The organism is Nocardia altamirensis NBRC 108246 (assembly GCF_001612685.1).
GTDB classification, from domain to species: Bacteria; Actinomycetota; Actinomycetes; order Mycobacteriales; family Mycobacteriaceae; genus Nocardia; species Nocardia altamirensis.
Map to the genome: position 1 here is coordinate 1 of NZ_BDAY01000105.1, position 12,322 is coordinate 12,322.

The 12,322-nt window shown below is 67.3% G+C and carries 16 protein-coding genes; 9 read left to right on the top strand and 7 right to left on the bottom strand.

What is annotated here, in order from left to right; translation table 11 throughout:
* Together NA11_RS39075 and NA11_RS39080 are read right to left on the bottom strand one after the other, a co-directional pair.
* Nucleotides 1–736, bottom strand: a 736-nt coding sequence (locus tag NA11_RS39075; RefSeq protein ID WP_245746530.1) for a lycopene cyclase family protein, incomplete at its 3' end; no start/stop codon positions are given.
* A gap of 66 nt (nt 737–802) precedes the next feature.
* Nucleotides 803–1,567 carry an SDR family oxidoreductase gene (locus tag NA11_RS39080; protein WP_069167140.1) on the bottom strand — a complete coding sequence of 255 codons (765 nt, stop codon included), beginning with the start codon at nt 1,565–1,567 and terminating at the stop codon, nt 803–805.
* Nucleotides 1,568–1,798: 231 nt separating this feature from the next.
* Between NA11_RS39080 and NA11_RS39085 the strand changes: the two genes are divergently transcribed.
* From NA11_RS39085 to NA11_RS39090, 3 genes are all read left to right on the top strand, one after another.
* Nucleotides 1,799–3,430 carry an ABC-F family ATP-binding cassette domain-containing protein gene (locus NA11_RS39085; RefSeq protein ID WP_069167141.1) on the top strand — a complete coding sequence of 544 codons (1,632 nt, stop codon included), beginning with the start codon at nt 1,799–1,801 and terminating at the stop codon, nt 3,428–3,430.
* An 81-nt stretch (nt 3,431–3,511) separates the two neighbouring features.
* Nucleotides 3,512–3,745: a helix-turn-helix domain-containing protein gene (locus NA11_RS44395; protein ID WP_014986328.1), complete on the top strand. Its 234-nt coding sequence runs from the start codon at nt 3,512–3,514 to the stop codon at nt 3,743–3,745.
* Between the two features lie 118 nt (nt 3,746–3,863).
* Entirely contained in the window at nt 3,864–4,433 is a 570-nt protein-coding gene (locus NA11_RS39090) for a dihydrofolate reductase family protein (protein WP_084655472.1), read from the top strand.
* On the opposite strand, the gene NA11_RS39095 is transcribed toward NA11_RS39090, so the two are convergent.
* The 4 genes from NA11_RS39095 to NA11_RS39110 all read right to left on the bottom strand — a co-directional run bounded on the left by NA11_RS39095 (nt 4,427) and on the right by NA11_RS39110 (nt 7,147).
* A complete protein-coding gene (locus tag NA11_RS39095) occupies nt 4,427–5,389 on the bottom strand; it encodes an MvdC/MvdD family ATP grasp protein (protein WP_069167142.1) in 963 nt (320 codons plus the stop codon). The two genes, NA11_RS39090 and NA11_RS39095, sit on opposite strands and share 7 nt — an antisense overlap.
* An 11-nt stretch (nt 5,390–5,400) precedes the next feature.
* On the bottom strand, nt 5,401–5,865 hold the full coding sequence (locus NA11_RS39100; RefSeq protein ID WP_069167143.1) for a hypothetical protein: 465 nt from the start codon (nt 5,863–5,865) through the stop codon (nt 5,401–5,403).
* A gap of 259 nt (nt 5,866–6,124) precedes the next feature.
* Nucleotides 6,125–6,523 (bottom strand): acyl-CoA thioesterase, encoded by a 399-nt coding sequence (locus NA11_RS39105; protein WP_069167144.1) that lies wholly within the window; start codon nt 6,521–6,523, stop codon nt 6,125–6,127.
* Nucleotides 6,524–6,643: 120 nt separating this feature from the next.
* Entirely contained in the window at nt 6,644–7,147 is a 504-nt protein-coding gene (locus tag NA11_RS39110; RefSeq protein ID WP_069167145.1) for a cupin domain-containing protein, read from the bottom strand.
* A gap of 71 nt (nt 7,148–7,218) precedes the next feature.
* Between NA11_RS39110 and NA11_RS39115 the strand changes: the two genes are divergently transcribed.
* The 6 genes from NA11_RS39115 (at nt 7,219) to NA11_RS39130 (ending at nt 11,642) form a co-directional block, all read left to right on the top strand.
* Nucleotides 7,219–7,725: a MarR family winged helix-turn-helix transcriptional regulator gene (locus NA11_RS39115; RefSeq protein ID WP_069167146.1), complete on the top strand. Its 507-nt coding sequence runs from the start codon at nt 7,219–7,221 to the stop codon at nt 7,723–7,725.
* A 69-nt stretch (nt 7,726–7,794) separates the two neighbouring features.
* Nucleotides 7,795–9,318, top strand: coding sequence for an amidohydrolase family protein (locus tag NA11_RS39120; RefSeq protein ID WP_069167147.1), 1,524 nt, complete (start codon nt 7,795–7,797; stop codon nt 9,316–9,318).
* A 73-nt stretch (nt 9,319–9,391) separates the two neighbouring features.
* Nucleotides 9,392–9,535: a hypothetical protein gene (locus NA11_RS46035; protein WP_167837830.1), complete on the top strand. Its 144-nt coding sequence runs from the start codon at nt 9,392–9,394 to the stop codon at nt 9,533–9,535.
* A 180-nt stretch (nt 9,536–9,715) separates the two neighbouring features.
* Nucleotides 9,716–10,537, top strand: coding sequence for an SDR family NAD(P)-dependent oxidoreductase (locus tag NA11_RS39125; protein ID WP_069167148.1), 822 nt, complete (start codon nt 9,716–9,718; stop codon nt 10,535–10,537).
* A 24-nt stretch (nt 10,538–10,561) separates the two neighbouring features.
* On the top strand, nt 10,562–10,636 hold the full coding sequence (locus tag NA11_RS47380; protein ID WP_439957142.1) for a 50S ribosomal protein bL37: 75 nt from the start codon (nt 10,562–10,564) through the stop codon (nt 10,634–10,636).
* Between the two features lie 211 nt (nt 10,637–10,847).
* Nucleotides 10,848–11,642 carry a hypothetical protein gene (locus NA11_RS39130; protein ID WP_069167149.1) on the top strand — a complete coding sequence of 265 codons (795 nt, stop codon included), beginning with the start codon at nt 10,848–10,850 and terminating at the stop codon, nt 11,640–11,642.
* A 98-nt stretch (nt 11,643–11,740) separates the two neighbouring features.
* Here the strand turns inward: NA11_RS39130 and NA11_RS39135 are convergent, their stop codons facing one another.
* The gene (locus NA11_RS39135) at nt 11,741–12,307 is read right to left on the bottom strand and encodes a TetR/AcrR family transcriptional regulator (RefSeq protein WP_069167150.1); all 567 of its coding nucleotides are present in this window, start codon (nt 12,305–12,307) and stop codon (nt 11,741–11,743) included.
* Between the last annotated feature and the right edge of the window lie 15 nt (nt 12,308–12,322).

The window sequence follows — 12,322 nt, forward strand, 5'->3', positions numbered from 1 at the left end:
CCGTGTCGGCCGCCGCCAGCGACGCGGCGACGCTGTAGCCGGTGGCCGGGTGGGCGAAGCCGCCTGCCGCGCCGAAGGTGTGCCGCCCCGGCCGTCCGCCTTCGACCGGGAAGCGGACGCGTTCGACGGGTTCGCTGCCGGTGAGTTCGATTCCGCGGGAACGCAATCGATGATGCAGCCGGTCGCGCAGCGCGGTGCCGTCGAGCGCGGGCCTGCCTGCCAGGCAGGTTTCCTCGAGCAGCATGGCGCCGTCGCCGAGCGGGACCGCGTAGAGGAACGACCGCGGTGCGGCCGCGGGCGCTCCGTTGTCCGCCCGCCAGTCCATGAAGAGTGGTTCGAGGCCTGCACCTCGCCGTGCGTCGAGCACGACCCCGTATGCCGTCTGTTCGGCACGTGCCGGGGATCGGGCGATGCCACGGGCATCGATCACTCGTCGGGCGGTCAGTACTCGTCCATCCGCCAGCGACACCGTGTCCGGCGTACAGCTCGTTGCTCGGCCGACGACGATCTCGGCGCCGGTCAGCGCGAGCGAGGTCCGCAGCCGCTCGGCATCGAACACGACATACGGCCGGTCGATCCGATGTGCCCTGGTTCCCCATGCCGTCGGCTGTGCCACCGTGGCGGCTACCGCCGAAGGCGCGATCCAGTCGGGCAATTCGTCCGCCCAGGCGGCATAGGTCGCCTGCCATGCCCGATCCGGTGCCGGATCCACCACGGCCACCGTCAGTCCGCGCACGAGGCAGCGATGCGCGAGCGCGCGCCCGGCCGGGCCGACACCGCAGACGATGACGTCGACGATCGCTCAGATCCCGCCGGTCGACAGCAGCCCGCCGTCCACCCGGACCGTCTCACCGGTGATCCATGCCGCCTCGTCGGAGACCAGGAACCCGATCAACTGCGCCACATCCTCGGGCGTACCGAGCCGCTTCATCGGGTAAACGCTCGCCGCCCGTTCTTCGTCGTCGGAGTACAGCGCATCGGCGAACTTCGTCTTGATCACGCCCGGCGCGACCGCGTTCACCCGGATCTTCGGCCCGAGCTGCCAGGCGAGTTCGTTGGTGAGGTGGATCAGCGCGGCCTTGGACGCACCGTAGGCGGCGATGACTCCGCTGGATCGGATGCCAGCGACGCTGGCGACGTTGACGATCGCGCCGCCGTGCGCACCCATCCACGCCTTGTACGCCTCCTGGATATAGCCGAGCGCCGCAACCACATTCACGTCGAAGATCTTGCGCACCGCATCCAGGTCGGCGTCCATCAGCGCGCCGTACACCGGGTTGATGCCGGTGTTGTTGATGAGGATGTCCACCGAGCCGAACTGGGTGAGCGCCCGCTGGACCGCCTCGGCCCGATCCTCCGCGTGACCGGAGTTTCCCGCCAACGCCACCACTTCACCTTGATGTCCGAGCGCCCGCAGTTCCTCGGCGGCCTGCTCCAGCGGATCCTTTTTGCGCGCGGTGATCACCACGTTCGCGCCGCGACGGAGCAGTTCGGCGGCAACCGCCTTGCCGATGCCGCGGCTGGCCCCGGACACCAGCGCGCTCTTACCCAACAGATCGGTAGTCATGCAACGGCAGGTTACTCGGCGGTCAACTAAGGCATTCGCGTTACCGCCGTCACACCGCGATCGCCGGATGCGGGAGTAGCGCATGGGGCCAGGTAAAATCGGTGGTTCTTGTGCATATTCACGTCGCACAATCGAGCAGCACGCGCTGACCGACGCCAAACCGTATTTACCCACCATGCCGGCTGCACCGGCTGCCGCCCCCATGCACCACTGATCCGCGAGGAGACATCTGTGATCACCGCGACCGACCTGGAGGTCCGGGCCGGAGTCCGCACACTGCTGTCGGCCCCTGGACCGGCACTGCGGGTGCAAGCGGGCGACCGGATCGGCTTGGTCGGGCGCAACGGTGCAGGCAAGACGACCACGCTGCGGATACTCGCCGGCGAGGGCGAGCCCTATGCCGGAAAGATTCTGCGGTCCAGCGATATCGGCTATCTGCCGCAGGATCCGAAGGAAGGCAACCTCGACGTGCTCGCGCGCGACCGGGTGCTGTCCGCGCGCGGCCTCGACACGCTGATCCGCGATATGGAGAAGCAGCAGGCGCTGATGGCCGAGGTGGCCGACGAGGCCGAACGCGAGAAGGCGGTCCGTAAGTACGGACGCCTGGAGGACCGGTTCTCGTCGCTCGGCGGCTATGTCGCCGAGAGCGACGCCGCCCGCATCTGCAACAGCCTCGGCCTGCCCGATCGGGTGCTCGCGCAGGCGCTGCGCACGCTGTCCGGTGGTCAGCGCCGTCGAATCGAGTTGGCGCGCATCCTGTTCGCGGCCTCCGACGGCAGCGGCGGCCGTTCCGACACCGTGCTGCTGCTCGACGAGCCGACCAACCACCTCGACGCCGACTCGATCACCTGGCTGCGCGGCTTCCTGCAGAACCACAACGGCGGCCTGATCGTGATCAGCCACGACGTCGAACTGCTCGCCGACGTGGTGAACAAGGTGTGGTTCCTCGACGCGGTGCGTGGCGAGGCGGACGTCTACAACATGACCTGGCAGAAGTACCTGGACGCGCGCGCAACGGACGAACAGCGCCGCAGGCGCGAACGCGCCAACGCCGAGAAGAAGGCGAGCGCCTTGCGCGCCCAGGCCGCCAAGCTCGGCGCCAAAGCGACCAAAGCGACTGCGGCACAGAACATGGCCAAGCGTGCCGACCGGTTGATGGCCGAACTGGACGAGGTGCGGGTCGCCGACAAGGTGGCGCGGATCAAGTTCCCGGAACCTGCCCCGTGCGGCAAGACGCCGCTGATGGCGGAGAACCTGACCAAGGTCTACGGCTCGCTGGAGATCTTCACCGGCGTCGACCTCGCGATCGACCGCGGCAGCCGGGTCGTCGTGCTCGGCCTCAACGGCGCGGGCAAGACCACGCTGTTGCGGCTGCTCGCCGGGGTCGAGAAGCCGACCGCGGGTGGGCTGGTGCCTGGGCACGGCATGAAGGTCGGGTACTTCGCCCAGGAGCACGACACCCTCGACGACCGGGCCACCGTCTGGGAGAACATCCGGCACGCCGCGCCGGACGCGGGGGAGCAGGATCTGCGTGGTCTGCTCGGCGCGTTCATGTTCACCGGTCCGCAGCTGGATCAGCCCGCGGGCACGCTGTCCGGCGGTGAGAAGACGCGTCTGGCGTTGGCCGGGCTGGTTTCCTCGGCCGCGAACGTGTTGTTGCTCGACGAGCCGACCAACAACCTCGATCCGGTCTCGCGCGAACAGGTGCTCGACGCGCTGCGCACCTACGCGGGCGCGGTCGTGCTGGTCACGCACGATCCCGGTGCGGCTGAAGCGCTGTCGCCGGAGCGGGTGATCTTGTTACCGGACGGTACGGAGGACCATTGGTCCGCCGAATATTTGGAACTTATTCAGCTCGCGTGAGTTTCATCACAAGAATCCGTTGATCACGGCCCCTCGAGTGCTTAGCCTGGAAAGACGCTGCTCGGCGACTCGGAGGAAGCCATGAGCGACAGGCCCGCACAAGTCAAAGCCACCTTGGGTAAGGGAACCCGTGTCACCGGGAAGTCTCGGGACCGCCTACAGACCCAATTGAAGAAGCAGTACGAGGCAGGAGCGAGCATTCGCTCGTTGGCGCGAGCAACCGGTCGCTCCTACGGCTTCATCCACAACGTGCTGGTGGAGTCGCATGTGCAACTCCGCAGCCGTGGCGGTGCCAACCGCCGTAAGAGCCAGTAGCACCGCCGATCACTCGAACCGGTTCCGGTGGAATGATTTTCGCCGGGACCGGTGAGTTCGCACGCGTTACGCCGTCTGCACTGTCGAAAGACAAATTTCTCTCGACAGGAGCTGCGACGTGCGGACGATCATGGTGCACATAATGGTGACGCTGGACGGCTACGCCGCGGGCCCGGACGGCGGGCTGGACTGGATCGAAGTCGACGATTCGGAACTGGACGGCTACCTCGCCGGGTTGCTGCGCGCGGTGGACGCCCAGGTCTTCGGGCGTACGTCGTACGACCTGCTGGCCCAGTATTGGCCCGGCGCGCAACAGGATCCGGCGACGCCGGGGGACGCGATGCTGGCGCCGCTGGTCAACGGCCTGCCGAAACTCGTGCTGTCGTCGCGGGCGGACGTCGAGCTGCCTTGGCAGCCTGCACGCCGGATCGGCGCGAACCTCGCGGCGGAGATCGACGAGCTGAAAAGCGAAGAAGGCAAGCCGATCGTCGTCTTCGCGGGGGCGCGCACCGCGCAGGAGTTCCTGCGCCTGGATGCGGTAGATGAGCTTCGGCTGCTGGTGTACCCGGTGATGATCGGTGCCGGACAGCGGCTGTTCGACGGCGTGCCCGCCGGGCAGTGGCAACTGGTCGACGCGCAGCAGTTCCCGAAATCCGGTGTGCTGGTGCAGATGTATCGGCGTCAGTAGTCCTCGACGGCGCCGTCGCCGTCGACGAGCAGATTGGCGAGGCTGCGGAAAATCGGTAGACCCGTCTTGATTTCCAGGTACGCGAACTGTCCCTGGGGGTTGACCTCGAGGAAGTAGTACTCGCCGTCGAGGCCGAGCCGAATGTCCAAGACGCCGAACGACAATCCGAGCGCGCCCATCAACGTCGCGAGTGACTTGCTCACCGAGGCGGGGAGATGCTCCGGCACGAAATCGACCGAGGTGTCCAGCCGGGAGTCGACGCGGCCGACACCTGCCTGCGAGTCGATGCGCACCGTCCATTCGACGCCGTCCACCCAGACCACGCGCAGGTCGCATTCGGCGTCGATGTAGTCCTGGAAGGTGGTCGGCGCCGAGCGGATGCCGGTCAGCCTGTCGTAGTCGGCCGGGGTGATGATCCTGGTCTCGGCGAATTCGGCGCGGCTGGTCCCGGTGCGTTTGTAAACGACTCGGCCAGGACGGGATTCGGCGAAACTGCGTGCCTCGTCCGGATCGTTGGTGATCAGCGTTTCCGGCACCGCGAAGCCTGCCCGCAGTGCGGTCTCCAGCTGCACGATCTTGCGCGCCGCCGTGCGGTCGGCGCCGGGATCGTTGACCCAGTTGGCCGGGATGGACCAGAGCATGCCCTGGATGAACCCGTCGCATTCGGCTTGGCGGAAGTCGTCGTCGGCGGCGCGAACGCCGGCGGGCACCTTGCTGAGATGCGGTCGGCGCCACCACACCGAGCGCACGTCGTCGAGTCCCATCAAGTGCGAGAGCGACCGTGTGGTGCCGAGCCGGTCGAGCCGGAAACTGCCTGACTCACGCGGAAAGTCGCGGAGATCGAAGTGAATCGCGCTGAGGCCGTGGTGTTCTCGCAGCGTCGCCGCCATCGCGGTGCCGTGCAGATCATCGGATTCGGACACGATCAGGACCGAGCCTGCCCGGCGTGCCGCCATGCGTGCGCCGCTCAGTCGAGACTGTCGCAGTTGATACCGTCGTCGCTGGTCGCGAACGACTTGGTCTGGCAATAGGTGTAGGTGGCACCGTGTGTTCCCGGCACGTCCACGATGTTCAGCCGGTCGGCCCAGGACGCGGTGAGCTGCTGCAGCTGCTCGTCGCCGAGCGCGGCGGACGGGGATTCCGGGATGGTCATCGGCCGGTCGACCAGGTCGATGCGCAGCCTGCGGGTGAAATCGGCGGTGGCGCCCGCGCGGATGTCCACCAGGACGGGGCGGCCGTCCCGGTGGGCCGAGAGTCCGTCGGGCAGCGCAGAATCGAGGACCCGCAGCACGTCGGACCGACGGAAGGTCCACGTTCCCTCGGCGACGCGCACGGTGATGTCGCGTTCGGACTCCGCTACCAGGAAGCCCTGGAGCGGAGGAACGCGGTCAGTCTTCGGCGCGGTTCCGGGGAGGCGGAGTGCGTCGGTCATCACGATTCTCCGATCTGCTCGCTATTTGCCACGACCCCCGAGCGTGAGCCCGATCATATCGCGCGAAGTGCGCGGATCGGTTCGGATCGAGAGATTTCACGGCCGGTGGCAAACCGGATTTCGGTGCAGGATGCGCTAGCGCCGAAAGATTTTCGGCCGACCACTGTTGGTCTCGAAGCAACTCAATAGCTACTTCCGATTGGAAAGGATGTGCTATGCATAGCCCCGGGTTGGCGGCTGTGCATCCGTAAGTGCCGATTCAAAGTCCGAGCAGGTCGGGGCGCTCGGCGAGGGCCGAGAGCCGCGCACCCGGCGCGGCGATGAGCTTGCGGGCAGTCAGATCCAGGATCCCGGAAATTGCAGTCATTTCGGCCGAGAGGGTGCCGTCGAGTTTGCGGATCTCGTGCCGGAAGGTGAAGGTTTTGCCCTGGCCCCAGTGGAACTCGACCGAGACGGTGACCTCGTCGCCGCCGAGAAGTTCCCGAAGAAACTTGATGTTCGATTCCAACAGGACCGGTCCGATTCCGTCGGCGATCAGCTTGTCCTGAGGCAACCCCGCCGCGCGCAGGAGTTCCCAGCGCGCGTGCTCGGCGTATTGCGCGTAGACCGCTTGATTCAGGTGGCCCTGCGTGTCGAGTTCGTACCCACGCACAGTCACCGGGACGGTGAAAGGTTGCCCGGGAGGTGTCGCCGCCGTCGGGGCGTCTGGCCTGCTGTCGGACGTACCCGATGAATTGCCCATGTCCATACGAAATCAGGTGGGACGGTCGTGCACAAATCAGCGTCGGTTCGCGTTGCGCTCGGCCCACCAGGCCGGGGCATCGACGAAGTGGTTGTCGAATTCGTCCTGCGCGGCGGCGAGGTCGGCCAGCGTCGACTCGCCCTTCGCGATCCGGTCCAGCAGCCGGAAGTATTCGAACCGCTGTACGCCGGGCATGAGCGCGATCATGATTCGCGCTGCGCTGTCGGGCGTGGCGCCGAAGGCGTGCGGCATGAACTTCGGCACCACGATCGAGCCGCCCGCCTCGACGGTGACGATCTTGTCGCCGGCCAGCAGCTGCAATTCGCCGTCGGCGACGTAGAAGAGCTCGTCGGACCGGGTGTGATAGTGCGGCGTCGCGCCGTCCGCACCTCGTTTCATGGTCACCTCCAGCGTGCTCAGTGTGCCGTCGGTGTCCGCGGCGTCGAGCAGCAGTCGCATGGTGACGTTCTCGGTGCCGAGCGTCTCGGCCTCCTGCGGCTGCCGGATCGCGACGTCGATACGCGGGGCGGTGCTGCTCATGATGGTCTCCAACTGATTCGGTGCTTGATAATTCGCTACCGAACTATATCTCAGCGAATAGAATCCTGTCCATGGGTGAAGCGGAGGCAGATGTCGTAGACGCGATCGTGGCGCAGTGGCAGCGGGAACGGCCGGACCTCGAGCTGGAGGCGATGGCGATCGTCGGGCGCCTCGGCAGGCTGCTGATCGTGGCGCAGCGGGTGATCGAGGAGGTCTTCACCGCGCACGGGCTGCAGCGGGGCGAGTTCGATGTGCTTGCCGCGCTGCGCCGTTCCGGTGAACCGTGGGAGCTCAATCCCTCGGTGCTCGCCGACACGTTGATGCTGTCGCGGGCGGGGATGACCGGGCGCCTCGACCGATTGGAGTCGGCGGGGCTGGTGCGCAGGATCGCCGATCCGGACGATCGCCGCGCGGTGCGCGTCGCGCTCACCGCAGACGGGCGCAAGCTGGTCGACAAGGTCGTCACCGCGCACACCGAGAACGAAACCCGCATGCTCTCGGTGCTTTCCGCGAAGGACCGCGGCGACCTCGACCGTATCGCGCGCGTGCTGCTCAGCAGCCTCGAGCCAGGCGCATGAGCCAGTGCTGTTGCGGCCGAGCCGGTTACCGGCCGACGTAGACTGCGGGTACCTACGGGGAGGTGGGGTATGCGCGACATCACTCGCAACGAATTCCTGGCATGGGCGGGCAAAGCCGCGCTCGGCGCGGTCGCAGGCGGCGCGCTGTCGACGCTGGTCGGCCGTTCGGCGGCGGCCGACCCCGGCGCGCCGGTGACCGTGCTGTCGGGGGCGACCGTCATCGACGGCACCGGTGCGCCGCCGATGCCGGACACCGGCATCGTGCTCGCGGGCGACCGGATCCTCGCGGTCGGTCGACTGCCCGAGATCCCGCTGCCGCCAGGAGTGCGCACCGTGCAGCTGGCCGGCAAGCACGTCATCCCGGGTCTGTGGGACATGCACACCCACATCGCGGACGCCGAACGCACCTTTCAGCCGCTGTACGTCGTCCACGGGGTGACCGGGATCCGGGAGATGTGGGGGTTCCCGCACACCGGCGACCTGCGCAGGCGTCTCGACGAGGGGCAACTGCTCGGCCCGCGAATGGTCTTCGCGGGCAGCATCATCGACGGCCCACCGGGGGTGTGGCCCGGCTCGGAGGTGGTCGCCACCGAGGCCGAAGCGCGGGCCGCGGTGCGGCGGACCAGGGACATCGGCGCCGACTTCGTCAAGGTCTATTCGCTGCTGTCGCGGGAAACCCTCACGGCCATCGCCGACGAATCGCGCAGGGTCGGCCTGCCGTTCGCAGGCCATGTGCCGCACCGGGTTCCGGTCGCCGAGGCGGTCGACCTCGGGCAGCGCACCATCGAGCACATGTACGGCATGCAATTGGCCACGTCGAGTCGCGCGCCGGAGCTGTACGCCGAAATCGCGGCGACATGGGACGATCCGAAGGCCGACATGTCGCGTCGCGATGTGATGGAACGCGAGGCGGGGGAGACCTACAGCCCGGAACGCGCTGCGGCGCTGTTCGATCAGATGATTCGGCGTGGGGTCTGGCAGTCGCCGACCATCACCGTGGAGCAGCGATACCTCACCGGCCCGCCGACGAAGGGGCCTGACGCGCAGGACATGATGCGATACCTGCCGCGCTTCATCCACGAGTTCTGGGGTGGCCTCGAGGCGGCATCGCCGCCGTTGTCCGCCGCGAAACGTGATATCGCGCAGCGGAACTTCGACGCACGGATGCAACTGCTCGGCGCGATGAACGCGGCGGGCGTCGGGATCGTGGCAGGCACCGACGCGGGCAATCCCTATGTGTTTCCTGGAGCTACGTTGCACGAGGAGCTGGGGTGGCTGGTGCAGGCGGGTCTGTCGCCGATGCAGGCACTGCAGTCCGCGACATCGAATGCCGCGCGGTGCGCCGGCTTGGCTGACGTCTCCGGCACCATCGGCGTCGGCAAGTACGCCGATCTCGTGGTCTTGGATCGAGATCCGCTGGCCGATATCGGCAATACCCGCCGGATCCACGCCGTGGTCTCGCGCGGGCGGTACCTCTCCGAGCAGGATCGGGCCCGCATCTTCGGTGAGATCGAGACGGCGGCCGGGGAAGAGTCCGGGCAGGTGTTGCCGAGCGGTGGTGCGCTGCCGAGGTGCTGTCCGCGCGGCAGGTGAATGCGGTAAAGGATCCGTCAAATCGGATTCCGAAGTCTTGCCCCCGATCTCGCGGATCGGTTTGATCACGGGTATGACCGCGACATCCGGCCTTCGACGCGCGCTGCGCGGAAGATTCGGCGTCGCCGCGTGCCGAGACCGCGCACTGCCTTCCGCGTTGGAGCGCGTCGGTTTCGGCAGTGAGGACGAGCCGCCGAGTCCGGCGCCGTCGGTCTGATTCCCGTCGCGTGGCCCATTGGCGCCACGTGTCACCTGCTCGCGCTTGTCTGCGCGAGTTCCCCTCTGCGACCGCAGAATCGCGACCTCTGATCGCGAATCCGTTTTCCGCCTGCGTCGTTCGTGATCGCGCGACTCGTTCGTGATCCCGCGACGCGGGCACTCACCCGATGGGAGAGCTATGTCCGAAATCTCGTCCGCCGACCGGATCGTTCTGGTGACCGGTGTCGATCAGCGCCTCGGCTACGCCACCGCCGAGCGTCTGGTGGCCGACGGCGCCACCGTCATCCTGCACGCGCAGGACAAGGAGCTCGCGGATGCCGCGCTGGAACGGCTGGTCGCCGGGGGTGCGCAGGCACGAAGGTTGCGCATGGTGCACGCCGACTTCCGGCACCTGTCCGAGGTCGACGAGCTGGCCACGATGCTGACCGCGACCGTGCCGAGGCTCGACGCGCTGATCAACGCCGCGTCGGTGCCTGGTCCACAGCGGCGCTGGCACACCGTGGACGGCGTCGAATCCACTCTGCAGATCAACTATCTCGCTCCGCAGCGCTTGACGATGGCGCTTGCCCCTGCCGTGGCGGCGGCGCAGGGCCGGGTGGTCACCGTTTCGTCGCGGCTGCACGTCGGCGGCACCATCGAATACTCGGACCTGGACCGCAACCGCGGCATCTACACCCCGATGGCGGTGTATGCGCAGTCCAAGCTGGCGTTGACCATGTTCACCCGTTCGCTCGCGGAGACCGGCCCGGCCGGGCTGACCGCGATCAGCGTGAGCCCGGCGGATTTCGAGATCGATATGCCGCAGCTGCGCAGCCACGCGAGCGCGCCGGTCGATTCGGCGGCGGATCTGCTTGCCGTGCTGAGTTCTTCGTCGACGCCGGTGCGCAACGGCGGCTACTACGAGGGCGCCGAGCTTGCCCGCCCTGCCGCGCTCGTCCGCAATTCCCGGGCTCGGGTCCGTCTGGCCTCGTTGAGCCTGCGGCTCCCGCAGGCCGCGTGAGCACCACGAACGAAAGGCATCGCCATGTCCAAGCGCGCGGACAAGAAACGCGCACGCCGCAAGCGCAAGGCCAACCACGGCAAACGGCCAGGCGCCTGAATCCTGTTGCCGGGAACCGGGTTTCGCCCGGCCCAACGGAACCCATAACGGAATCGTAACAAGTCCGATTGGCTTGTAGAACATTCCGATCGGATTGCCATACGGCGCCGAGCATACCGAGTAGCCTGCTACGCGTGCCACCCTTTCGCTACCGGCATACCGTGGGGTTCCAGATCGGACCCGCACGGTATGCCGTGCAAGGAGATCACCGATGATCGACATCATCACCCTCCGGGGTGTCGGCGAGCCGCGAAACCCGGACGGCGCGCCAACGGGCATGCTGCGCGACGTCACCAAACTGCTCGATCCCGAACGCTTCTCGTGCTTCGAGCCGAACTGGCCCGCCTCGGTCGGGCCGGTCCCCGAGGTCTGGGGTCCGTCCCTGGACACATCGGTGCGCCTGGGCGTCGCGGCGGGCGTGAAGGCGATCCAGGACTCGCCGAACGTCTGCGGGCTGCTGAGCTTCTCGCTCGGCGGGCTCTGTGCGAGCCACATCCTCGAGGGCGTGCGCTCCGGAAAATACAAGAACACCAACGGGTCTCCGCTGGAGATCGCGTTCGTGGTCAACATCTCGAACCCGCTGCGCAAGGCGGGGGAATCCGTCGGAAACCTGTGCCCGCCTTCGACGTTCGGCCTGCACGGCCAGCGTGGTGCCTGGCCCGACGAGGTTGCGGTGCTCGAATACGCGAACCCGGGCGACATCATCACCGCCTCGCCCGCGGACTCCCCGCTGCGACTCATCGACGTCGGCATCTCGCCGTTCTCGTTCATCGAGGGCGCCCGCATCGGCAACCTCATGCCGCTGGTCTTCTCGGAACTGTTGCGCTTCCTGCTGCGGAACCCGATCGAGAATCTCGAGCGATACATCGAGGCCGTGCGCGGGGTGGTCGGCTATCTCACGCCGTGGCCGGACGGTCAGCACGTGCTCTACTCGGGCCACAACATGCCAGGCACCGACGTGCTCTGGACGACCCACGCCGCGAACTATCTGAACGCGCATTTCTGAAAGACGGTGGGGGCCATGGAGGCCGGAATCGAACCCGCTGTCCAAGCAGATGCTCTACCCGCTGAGCCGCTCCACGGCCGCCACCGCGATACGGCCGCTCACTCCTTGCGGCGCACCGATGCTTCGACGAGATCCAGTACCGCAGTGAGGTTTTCGTTCGTGTGACCGGACGCGATCCGCGCGATCAGCCCGTCGAGCACCAGGTCGAGGTACCCGAGCAGCACATCGGTCGGCACGTCGTCACGCAACGCACCCGCCGCCTTGCGCCGCTCCAGCCGCGCCAGGGTGGCGGCGGTCAGCTCCGCGGAGCGCTGACTCCAGCCTGCCCGGAACTCCGGATCGGTGCGCAGCCGCCGCGCGATCTCCAATCGTGTTCCGAGCCAATTGAATTCCTCGGGATGGGCCAGCATGTCCCGCATGACCTGCACGATGCCCTGGTTGGCCGCAACGTCGGCCATCCGTTCGGCGTCTTCCTGCGCGAGCGCGAGGAACAGCGCGTCCTTGTCGCGGAAATGATGGAAGATCGCGCCGCGCGACAGCCCGATCTCTTCCTCCAGGCGGCGCACGGTGGCGCCTTCGTACCCGTATTCGGCAAAGCAGCGGCGCGCCCCGTCGAGGATCTGACTTCGTCGGGCGGCGAGGTGGTCGTCACTGACTTTGGGCATGGCGGGCGTGCTCCT

Bases quoted from the DNA above. Each gene is read 5' to 3' on its own strand.
- NA11_RS39080 (WP_069167140.1), bottom strand. From the start codon at position 1,567: ATGACTACCGATCTGTTGGGTAAGAGCGCGCTGGTGTCCGGGGCCAGC.
- NA11_RS44395 (WP_014986328.1), top strand. From the start codon at position 3,512: ATGAGCGACAGGCCCGCACAAGTCAAAGCCACCTTGGGTAAGGGAACC.
- NA11_RS39095 (WP_069167142.1), bottom strand. From the start codon at position 5,389: ATGGCGGCACGCCGGGCAGGCTCGGTCCTGATCGTGTCCGAATCCGAT.
- NA11_RS39100 (WP_069167143.1), bottom strand. From the start codon at position 5,865: ATGACCGACGCACTCCGCCTCCCCGGAACCGCGCCGAAGACTGACCGC.
- NA11_RS39110 (WP_069167145.1), bottom strand. From the start codon at position 7,147: ATGAGCAGCACCGCCCCGCGTATCGACGTCGCGATCCGGCAGCCGCAG.
- NA11_RS39115 (WP_069167146.1), top strand. From the start codon at position 7,219: ATGGGTGAAGCGGAGGCAGATGTCGTAGACGCGATCGTGGCGCAGTGG.
- NA11_RS39120 (WP_069167147.1), top strand. From the start codon at position 7,795: ATGCGCGACATCACTCGCAACGAATTCCTGGCATGGGCGGGCAAAGCC.
- NA11_RS46035 (WP_167837830.1), top strand. From the start codon at position 9,392: ATGACCGCGACATCCGGCCTTCGACGCGCGCTGCGCGGAAGATTCGGC.
- NA11_RS39125 (WP_069167148.1), top strand. From the start codon at position 9,716: ATGTCCGAAATCTCGTCCGCCGACCGGATCGTTCTGGTGACCGGTGTC.
- NA11_RS39130 (WP_069167149.1), top strand. From the start codon at position 10,848: ATGATCGACATCATCACCCTCCGGGGTGTCGGCGAGCCGCGAAACCCG.
- NA11_RS39135 (WP_069167150.1), bottom strand. From the start codon at position 12,307: ATGCCCAAAGTCAGTGACGACCACCTCGCCGCCCGACGAAGTCAGATC.